General features: G+C 55.4%; 17 protein-coding genes. 1 reads left to right on the top strand and 16 read right to left on the bottom strand.

The features are described 5' to 3' along the window. The 4 genes from Tam1G_RS11540 to Tam1G_RS10175 form a co-directional block, all read right to left on the bottom strand. Positions 1–983, bottom strand: a 983-nt coding sequence (locus tag Tam1G_RS11540; protein ID WP_243394884.1) for a DUF5906 domain-containing protein, incomplete at its 3' end; no start/stop codon positions are given. A 242-nt stretch (positions 984–1,225) separates the two neighbouring features. Beyond that, entirely contained in the window at positions 1,226–1,489 is a 264-nt protein-coding gene (locus Tam1G_RS10185; RefSeq protein ID WP_101626432.1) for a hypothetical protein, read from the bottom strand. Position 1,490: 1 nt separating this feature from the next. Continuing rightward, complete coding sequence (locus Tam1G_RS10180) at positions 1,491–1,820, bottom strand: hypothetical protein (RefSeq protein WP_101626431.1); 330 nt, start codon at positions 1,818–1,820, stop codon at positions 1,491–1,493. Further along, a complete protein-coding gene (locus Tam1G_RS10175; protein WP_101626430.1) occupies positions 1,817–2,023 on the bottom strand; it encodes a helix-turn-helix domain-containing protein in 207 nt (68 codons plus the stop codon). The genes Tam1G_RS10180 and Tam1G_RS10175 overlap by 4 nt, the downstream gene beginning before the upstream one ends. Before the next feature lie 193 nt (positions 2,024–2,216). On the opposite strand from Tam1G_RS10175, the gene Tam1G_RS10170 reads away from it, so the two are divergent. Next, the gene (locus Tam1G_RS10170; RefSeq protein ID WP_165781989.1) at positions 2,217–2,996 is read left to right on the top strand and encodes a helix-turn-helix domain-containing protein; all 780 of its coding nucleotides are present in this window, start codon (positions 2,217–2,219) and stop codon (positions 2,994–2,996) included. A gap of 74 nt (positions 2,997–3,070) precedes the next feature. Here the strand turns inward: Tam1G_RS10170 and Tam1G_RS12030 are convergent, their stop codons facing one another. From Tam1G_RS12030 to Tam1G_RS10105, 12 genes are all read right to left on the bottom strand, one after another. Next, a complete protein-coding gene (locus Tam1G_RS12030; RefSeq protein ID WP_279324917.1) occupies positions 3,071–3,202 on the bottom strand; it encodes a hypothetical protein in 132 nt (43 codons plus the stop codon). 56 nt (positions 3,203–3,258) lie between these two features. Next, entirely contained in the window at positions 3,259–4,068 is an 810-nt protein-coding gene (locus tag Tam1G_RS10160; RefSeq protein ID WP_101626427.1) for a hypothetical protein, read from the bottom strand. A 45-nt stretch (positions 4,069–4,113) separates the two neighbouring features. After that, positions 4,114–5,109 carry a PDDEXK family nuclease gene (locus Tam1G_RS10155; protein ID WP_101626435.1) on the bottom strand — a complete coding sequence of 332 codons (996 nt, stop codon included), beginning with the start codon at positions 5,107–5,109 and terminating at the stop codon, positions 4,114–4,116. Next, complete coding sequence (locus Tam1G_RS10150; protein WP_101626426.1) at positions 5,102–5,329, bottom strand: hypothetical protein; 228 nt, start codon at positions 5,327–5,329, stop codon at positions 5,102–5,104. The genes Tam1G_RS10155 and Tam1G_RS10150 overlap by 8 nt, the downstream gene beginning before the upstream one ends. Beyond that, a complete protein-coding gene (locus tag Tam1G_RS10145; protein ID WP_101626425.1) occupies positions 5,326–5,709 on the bottom strand; it encodes a hypothetical protein in 384 nt (127 codons plus the stop codon). Before Tam1G_RS10145 ends, Tam1G_RS10150 begins: the two co-directional genes overlap by 4 nt. Positions 5,710–5,873: 164 nt before the next feature. Beyond that, positions 5,874–6,257: a hypothetical protein gene (locus tag Tam1G_RS10135; protein ID WP_101626423.1), complete on the bottom strand. Its 384-nt coding sequence runs from the start codon at positions 6,255–6,257 to the stop codon at positions 5,874–5,876. After that, a complete protein-coding gene (locus Tam1G_RS10130) occupies positions 6,254–6,724 on the bottom strand; it encodes a RusA family crossover junction endodeoxyribonuclease (protein ID WP_101626422.1) in 471 nt (156 codons plus the stop codon). Before Tam1G_RS10130 ends, Tam1G_RS10135 begins: the two co-directional genes overlap by 4 nt. Continuing rightward, positions 6,714–7,001 (bottom strand): hypothetical protein, encoded by a 288-nt coding sequence (locus Tam1G_RS10125; RefSeq protein WP_101626421.1) that lies wholly within the window; start codon positions 6,999–7,001, stop codon positions 6,714–6,716. Before Tam1G_RS10125 ends, Tam1G_RS10130 begins: the two co-directional genes overlap by 11 nt. Continuing rightward, on the bottom strand, positions 6,998–7,396 hold the full coding sequence (locus Tam1G_RS10120; protein ID WP_101626420.1) for a hypothetical protein: 399 nt from the start codon (positions 7,394–7,396) through the stop codon (positions 6,998–7,000). Before Tam1G_RS10120 ends, Tam1G_RS10125 begins: the two co-directional genes overlap by 4 nt. Before the next feature lie 112 nt (positions 7,397–7,508). Beyond that, positions 7,509–7,778, bottom strand: coding sequence for a helix-turn-helix domain-containing protein (locus Tam1G_RS10115; RefSeq protein WP_242689640.1), 270 nt, complete (start codon positions 7,776–7,778; stop codon positions 7,509–7,511). An 81-nt stretch (positions 7,779–7,859) separates the two neighbouring features. Then, the gene (locus Tam1G_RS10110; protein WP_133125008.1) at positions 7,860–8,075 is read right to left on the bottom strand and encodes a hypothetical protein; all 216 of its coding nucleotides are present in this window, start codon (positions 8,073–8,075) and stop codon (positions 7,860–7,862) included. Further along, the gene (locus Tam1G_RS10105) at positions 8,072–8,536 is read right to left on the bottom strand and encodes a phage antirepressor KilAC domain-containing protein (RefSeq protein ID WP_423734938.1); all 465 of its coding nucleotides are present in this window, start codon (positions 8,534–8,536) and stop codon (positions 8,072–8,074) included. The genes Tam1G_RS10110 and Tam1G_RS10105 overlap by 4 nt, the downstream gene beginning before the upstream one ends. Positions 8,537–8,552 lie beyond the last annotated feature (16 nt).

Genomic DNA, 8,552 nt, shown 5'->3' with positions numbered 1-8,552 from the left:
GTTATGACGGGATTATTCGTAGCGAGAACGAATGTGCAACGAGGCTTCACATCAACGGAATCCTGTTGAATCTTCCGACTGGAAATCGTGTCGCCTGTGGATATCTTCTTCAGCGCCGTCATTTGTTCAACGGTGACAGTATCAGCATCCTCATCAAAAACCCATAAAGTGCCGATAAGCTTGTTCGCCTCCTGATCGCTGGAGAAGCCACCTTGGCCACGCCTGCCGCCCAGAATTTTCTGAGCGTCAACTGGTTTTGCCAGATCAGGGAAGGACTGCGAGAGAGCTCCAAGCAATATACCTTTGCCGTTGCCTCCGTCACCATATAAGACATAACTCAGATGCTTATAAGGTTCCAGCAATGGCGTGGCGAACATGCGGCATAGATTTTGAGCGGAATGCTCGCTCTCCGTGACATCACGAAGAAAGGCAATAGCCTGACCAACAAGCCTCGAATCGTATGCAACGTCAAAGGTCAGCTCGTATGGCTGGTCAAATAATGAATCGCCGGTACATAGCCTCTGAACCCGTCCTTGTGTCCTAAGGAACGCGCAGTTGTTGAATTTGATTCCATGTCTGACTCGCTTGTCGAGTTTCGAGCATTCGACACGCAATTGGTCGTTCCAGGGGAAATATTGTTTGGCCTTTGGCACGTGGTATTCCGATTCGAGACTGCTGATTGCATGCCATGTGTTGAGAAGCGTGTTATGTCCGCTTCGATCGACATCGCGAACGTACAGGGTCCGGTTATCGTCTCCGAGCAGGAGGGAATCGTTGCGGAAGTCCCACAGGGCTTTTGCATAGCCGTCATCGAACCACGGATGGGAGGTTCTACCCATATCGTTGCGAGGAACGTACACGCTTCTCCCGAGTCGATCGTAGAAGACGTGTTGTTCAGGTTTAGAGGCCTCCTTCATCCCAAGCAGCACGAACTGAACATGCGAAGGCCCATCTGGAATTATCGAGCAGTAGTGAGTAAACATATCTATCGCCCTTGAAGTAACGTTGTGAACGTGGGGGCTACAGAGACCTGTTACCTCTTAAACCGTTGAAATACTGGGGAATATACCCCTCTGTAACACCTACTACACATATAAATAAGAGAAAGGTTTATATATTAGGTGTTTTAAGAGGGTTTATATATAGGAGAGACGTGTTTCTGTTGTATCTTCTGTTTTCCTTGGAATTTCAACGTTTTGAGAGGTACCGGCGTTGTAGCCTGCTGTTACCGACGTTCCCTTTCTTTCTCTACGAGTTCTCTGATCATGCTTGCGAAGTCCTCGAACGCTTCCGCGACCGAGTCGGCTTTCTCGGCTGGGACCGTATACCCTGTGTAGCGAATTTTCTGACCCTCTTGGTTTTCCATCAGGTACATTTCTACGCATTGGTCTTTCGGAGAAAGACCATCGATGCGGCTTATGTGCACTCCCAGAAAGAGATGGGGTGAGATTTCGACCAATTGCGTAGGGCTTCCGGTGGCGTATGTCATCTCAGTGCTCCTTCATCATGGGGTAGTGTTGGAGCGCCCATTTGAGTGCGGTCTGGCAGTCTTTGAGCCATAAGCAGACCTGGGTCATGTTGGCAAGTAGATCATGCCATTGCGCGGCTCCGTCCGGATCCCAGTTTTGGAGCCAATAGCCGCCGGTTGCGGTGACGCCTTCGTCGGGGAGGTACAGGATTTCGAATGTTAATCCTAGATTCGGTTCTTCGCTGCTGAAAATCAGAAGCGAACCGGGGTCTTGCGGGTCGTATTTCTCGAACTTGAAATCAGATGGTAGGCAAATACCCAAAGAAGGCAATGAGATTTGTTGTTTGTTCATGCTCGCGCCTCACCTTCGACGAAACATGCTTTAAGGTCTTCAACGTTGATGAGGGTCTTCTTGGATGTAACGCGATAGGCGCGTAGTTTGCCGGCTTTTACGAGGCGGTCGATGGTCTGACTCGAACATTTGAGTGTCTGCTTCGCCTGCTTTTTGGTCACCGTTTCGGGAAACCCGTCGAGTGCGGCTGTAGTATGTGGCATGAGTATTTGATCCTTCCTGGCGGTTGGGTTTAATGCTTACCGGCTCGTCTTGTTGGCGCAGGGCGGGCCATTTTTGTGCTTAAGACAGAATCTAGGATATTTGCTAACCATTTCTTCTGTCCAAAAGACAGAATACACCATTTCTGTCCAAATCGCACCAAATCGCATAAAATAGCTGTTAAAATTTGTAGATATGACAGTTATTGACGATAGAGTTGGCCTTCAGACTGATTCATCGACGTTTGGTACTCGAATGAAGAGATACCGCACGGCGGCAAAAATCAGCATCGCCAAACTCGCCGACTACCTGAAACAGGAATATGGAGACTTGGCTCTATCCGAAAACGTCCTAACCAATATCGAACTTGGTCGTAAAACCGACATCAGCCTGGACGCGACAATCCAGATAGCGCACGCCGTGCATGTCACTCCCTTGGCCCTGATATGCGACTTGGAAGAACCATTTCTCTTGGGGGACAATCCGATATTCGGAAATAAGACAAAATACGGGATCTGTCGCCTTTTCCTATCGGAGATGATCGTTCCCAGTGGGCCTATGAATAATGCCATGAACAGGATTAAGGGCATACTTGATGAAGCAATGAGATATTGGACAGGGGTAAACAATTACCGTGTATATAGCGAAACCCTGCGTCGTGCTCTTCGAAAAGAAATATCCTATGACCCCGATAGTTCAGAGTCTGACGAGCTTGGACCGAATTTCGCTTACTACTATCTCACTCAAAGCATTGCAGACATCAAGAAATCTGTGACAGTGCTGGAAACGATTGGCGTTACGATTCCTGAATCAGAGAAGGAAAATCTGAAAAAAGCTCAAAAATCTTTAAAAACCCTTCATGATCTGTGTGTTAAGAGTGACCTTTTCTCGGATGAAGAAATAGAAAGAATTAGCGACGCGTTTGATGGAGTCAATCCGTTGCCTTCGGAACGGCCTCTTACGGTAACGGATTGATGGTGTTGGTGCCGTGCACAGTCGTCGCAACTGTGCGGGCCGCTTGGCTACGGCTACGGCTGTATGGGGGAGGGTCAGAGGCGTTCGCCCTTGTCGTTGTCCTTGCTCTTATGCCAGCCGAGCAGTATGAGCTTCATGCTCATGAGTTCGATGCTTTCCGAGTCGATGTCCCGGAAGGAGCACAGGGTTTCGCCGAGCTCGTTCATGTCGTCCCTCAACTGGTCGCACTGGCGTCGCAGATGCTGAAACACTTCCTCCGGCATCAGAACTCACCCGTCTCCGGCTGCTGTTCCGAACCGCCGTGGTTCTGCGGTTGCATCTTGTCGGTGATGGCGGTGACCGCTTCGACCGACACTCCCAACAGTCTGGCGATCTCCTGCGGCGGGTTGCCGGCCGCCTTCAGCTGGTTGACCTTCATCACGTCCACCTGCGGCTGCTGCAGTTGCACGCCTTGAGGCTGCGGCGGCTGCTGGGCCGTCTGGGGCGGGTACTGCTGTGCCGCGTATGCCGGCTGGTTTTGCGGCTGCATGGGTTGCTGCGGGGCTTGCGAACCGTTGACGAGCGTGTTCACGCTGTTGGCGGGTTCGATGTGGAATTCGAACACCTTCGGCGGCTGCGGCGCGTTTCCCTGCTGGCCCAAGCCCACGTAGCGTTCGGTGATCGTGTCGCCCGGTTTCGGCACTTTTACGCCCGACTGCTTGCATGCGTCTCGGAACGCCTTCAACTGGAGTCCCCAACCCTTGACCCACAGGCTGCGACGGCCGTCGTCGTCCTCGATGCTCGGGTCACGTAATTGGGTTTGGATGATGATGTGGATCTGTTCCTTCGGCCGTCCGTCGTTCCAGTATGCGGGCTGCTTGGTCTGGAAGTCGTTGACCTGCGTGGTTTCGATCTTCTCGATGACGCCGGTCACGGTGTCGCCGGGCTGGCTGTACTTGTCGAAGAACGCTTTGGCGCTGTTGCCGGCGAGCAGACTGTCGAGCGAGCTCAATTGCGCCGGCTGCTGCGGCTGTGGCTGGTAGCCGTACCCCTGTTGCGCGTATCCGCCGTATTGTGGTTGTTGTCCGAACATGATGATTCCTTTCACTTGTTTTCGGTTGTTATTGGTTTGACCGGGTTATTCGGTGAACTCGTATTCGGGTTCGACCAGGGGGATGAGCTTCAACCACTTGGCCGGCACGTCCGGCCACGGTTTCGAGTCGAATTCCGGCAGCGTGGTCGAATCCGGCCATGCGGCTCCCTTGCAGGAGAAGCATTTGTCGGGCCCCGCCGCAGGCAGTTGTCTGATCCAACTGTCGCGAACCTCGGGGCCGCATTCCTGTTCCACGCAGTCCATGAGGTTCACGAGCAATTGGGCTCTGGCCAGCGCCCACATGCCGGGTTTCGGGTCGAACCGGGTCTCCCACGGCAACGCGTCACCCAACGAGGTTTTGTTCCTGGGCAGGAAGTAGATGCAGTTGCGCTCCACCTGCTCACCCTCATTGCGCAGGCCGATGCCGTAGAGGCTGGCTTGCACCCGGTATTGTTGGCTTGGCCCGTGCGCGCGCACTTTGGTGACGGTCGTGTTGCCGACCACCTTCCAGTCGATGGTGCTATGGGTCTTCCGATCCCACAGGTCGATAGAGCCTTTCATCTCATAGCCGGCGTGCAGGCCTTGCAAGCGGCCTACGGTGACCCGATATTCCGAACGCCAGCGTTCCACGAGTTCGGTCACATTGTCCTCGCTCGTGTACGGGAATTGGAAGGCGGGCTCGTTGTTCAACTGTCGGAACATGTTTTCGAAGTGCGCGTGTACGCAGGTGCCGATGAACGGCAGCCAGCCGGGCTGGCTGCGTTCCGGCCATCCCGCGAGCTTCGCGGCCAGGCAGTGCACGCAATCCGTTCCCAATTCGCTGGGCCCTATCTCGCGTTGCAGTTCGCGTGGCTGGTTGGCGAGGTGTTCCTCGATGATCTGGCGTATTTCCGGCCAGAAGAACGGTTCTTCCGCCGGATCCGTGGCTGGTGTGACGGGTGGTTTCGTTTTCGCCGGCTGCGCCTGCTGTTGTGGCGGCGGGTCGATTGGCAGTGTGTCGCCTTGCTGCCGGTTGGCGACGGCGAGTATGGCGTCAGTCATCGGATTGGGCATGCCGCTGCTCCTTTACGCGTTGTTCGAATTCGATGGTTTTCTTGTTGATGCTCATGGCCGCGGTGAGGCAGAGTTCGTCCAATTGGCTTGACCGGATGATGTACAGGTCATCGGTGGGGGATTGGCCGTCTTCGGCTTTGAGGTCGTAGTCCTGGATGGTTTTCGCGATGATGTCGGCGATGTTGCCGGTGTGGAGGATCGCGCTCATGAGACCACCACCGTCGGCTTGCCGGAAACCATGTACGCTTCCACCTTCTCCGTGGTCAGCAGTTTTTCGAGCTGGCTTAACGGTTTCGGCCGCAACTGATAGCAGTCAGGGTATTGGGCTGCCGGATACGTTTTCTCGAATCGGCGTCCGTCCACGCGACGTGAGCCGGGCTTCACCTGCACCTTCAACTCGCCCGCCTGATAGGTTCCCGCCGGATGCGAGTCGAGGATGAGGATTTTGAGCATGTCGATCTCGTCCTGTCGTTCCGCGATTTCGGCCTGCAGGATGGCGATGCGTTTCGCCTGTAGTTCGAACAGGTTCTCCTTGAGGTGTTGATCCTGGTCGGTTGCGGTGGCGGTTTCCGTGTTATTCGCAGTCACTGGTTTTTCCTTTCACGAGGATCCGCGCATGGGTCGGATACCATGCGGTCTTATGGGTTTTGAAGGTTTTCGCATGCCGTTCGCATGAGGCGATCGCCTGGATCAGTTCGGTTGGTTGGCCGAGCGGCCCGCACGTCTTGCATCGGGGCATGTAGAGACGCTGGTCAGGCATGGCATCGGGTCCCGTGATACGTGGGATCGTGCGGGATGCGACGACGACGTTTCGGCCGCTTCGCCTTCAACTGCTCCTCCTTGCGTTGCAATGCTTCGGCCTCCACGAGTTCCGCCATCGCCTGACGCGGGTTGCGCAACAGGCGGCCGATGGTGGCGCCTGTCTTCACGACCTCCTGCGCGAGCTCACCGGTCTTGTTGAGGATGCGCAGCTTGTCGCCGGTGATCACCTCATCCCCGTACTTCTTCGAGACTTTGCTGATGTATGTGGCCGCAGCATCCGTGATCTTGCTGGATACGGGCACGAGGTCGGCGATATCCGCGCTTAGATCCTCGTCCTCGATCAACGTCTCCTGAATGAGCTTCGGCTGCTTCATGCCTTCATTTCCTTTCTTTCCTCCGGCTCCCAGTCGGGGAGCGGAATGATTCGCACGTATAAGTGAGGTTGGTATTCGTGGCCGCAGTTCGTGTACGGGTCGCCGCTTTTGCGTTTCCGCCAACGACCCTTGTTCCCGTACACCCATTGGTCGGGGACTCGTTTGGTCGCATGCGTTTCCACGACCTGCTGGTCGTCCACGTAGGCGACACCGTTCAACCCATCGAGCACGAGCTTCAACAGGTTGTCCAAGTCCGGCCGGCCGCGATGCGACATCCAGAATTCCGCCTCCAACCTGACCGGGCAGTTGAACGGTTTTTCGTGCGGGTATTTCAAACGGAACTCCGCATACAACCGGTCCTCGGCCCGTTTGGTGCGTTTCGGCGTGATCGCATGCCCCTGGTAGACGCGTGGCCTGCCCTTCGGCACCGGATCACCCGGCAATAGCAACGTGAATTCACTGGTCATCGTCTTCGCCTTCCGCGCCTATCGCCAACACGAGCAGCCAGAGGAACGGGATGACGACCGCCAATAGGAATGAGCCGGTGACCATCCATTGGGGGGTGCCCGTGCCCAACGGTTGCGGCAGTCGTGAATGCGTGAGCGTGAAGCATACGGTCCAGCCCTCCATGAAGGTGAGCAGCAATAGGAGTCCGCCCTTCACACTCAGGCTCAACCGTTTCGGCTGATCCTGCCAGCGGCGTTGGCGACGCTTCCGGTTCTTATGCAACGCTTCGATGCTCATTGCTTCTCCGCCTTCCTCCGCATGTTCGCGAACTGTTCGGTAAGGTTCACGACGCTGTTCAACGTTTCGATGCTGCGGCGTTCCAGATTCAGATCCCCGTACTCGTATGCGTCGGCTGCGAGCTGCAGGATGATGTCGTGCAGGTCGGCGAGCATATCCGTGTAATGCTGCCATTTGTCGAACGGTGCCGGCCTGGACTCCTTGACGATGGTGTCCTTGTCCTCATGGCAGACGGGGCAGTCGCATGGTTCCCGCGTCTCCTCATCGAAGCATTCCGCTTCCGCACGCTGCAGTTCTGCGCTCCGCTGCAGTTGGTCGATCAGTTCCTCTACCGGCATGCCTTGCCGGATGTAGAGGTCCCTTACCTCGGCTCGGATATTCTTTTGTCCTGTCATCACTTGACTCCTTTCATGGTTTGACTTGTGGTGATCGTGGCGGCGGGAAACCTTGGACAGTGCGACGTCGCCACGCTTTCCCTAACCGCATCGGGTTGGGAAAACTCTTGTTTCAGCCGCCGTACACCACCTGTTTGCGGGTTTTGGCGCATTGCCGGTTCCTGTAGTCGATGATTTCGGCCGGATCCCAGACGAGCCGGTTGCATACGCGTTTCGGTGCCGGCGGATGGTTGCCGCCCCACGCGTCGGTGCAGCTCCACACGTAGAGCGAACCGACCTTCAACCCGAGGTAGGCGGCCACGCGTTTGATGTCCCAACCATCCAACGGCGGACTCTCGTACTTGGCTGGGCGGACGTGTTCACGTATCATGGTTTTTGACATTTCAACTCCTATCGATTTGTCGTTTCGCCGCCGCTGCTATCGGCGGCTTTCTTTTTCCGGTTGATGATTTGCGGGGAAGCATCACGCTCCGCCTGACTGCATGGCTTCCGCGATGGCGGCGATAAAACCTATGAACATGGGGATGAAGGTGAAGACGGCCGGAAGTGCGGCCAGGAGGCTCAGCCGGTACCGGTGTTCTCTGGACAGGTCCAATGCCTTGCTCGCGCTCCATGCGATGAATGCCATCCATGCGAATATTCCGAACGCGATTAGCGTGGCGATTACGTAAACCATCACGCATCCTGCTCCAGGTCAAGCGGCATGCAGCCCAGATATTTTTCAATCAGGTACTGTTGGCCCTTGGGTGTGACCTTGGTCGTGAAGTTCACGGTGGTATGCCCGTCGGGACGCTGTATCGCGGTCTCCTTGACCTCGAATAGCTTCAGCTGCATGGCCTTCTGTGTTGGCATGTTCGGGTTCCCGTTGCGCTTCATCAGCAGACCATCCGCGCGCAATGTTTTGAAGAACCTGTTCTGGCCTGTGTCGTACNCGTTCTGCTTCAGAATCTTCGCCAGCTCGCCGATCAGAATGCTTCGCTTGCTTGTGGCGACCGCGTCCGCGAACAGTACCTTCGGCTTCTGCTCTTTGATGGTCTGCTCCGCTTCGGCTCGTTTCTGCTTTTCGGTCTTTAGTTCGGTAGCTAAACGAATCAGGAAATCGGGATTGGTGATGGCCTGTTCCAGCGTGGGCTCCGTCATGTAAGCACCGTGTTTA

This window comes from Bifidobacterium imperatoris (assembly GCF_002860405.1).
Classification (GTDB): Bacteria; Actinomycetota; Actinomycetes; order Actinomycetales; family Bifidobacteriaceae; genus Bifidobacterium; species Bifidobacterium imperatoris.
This window is presented reverse-complemented; position numbering and strand designations above follow the sequence as displayed.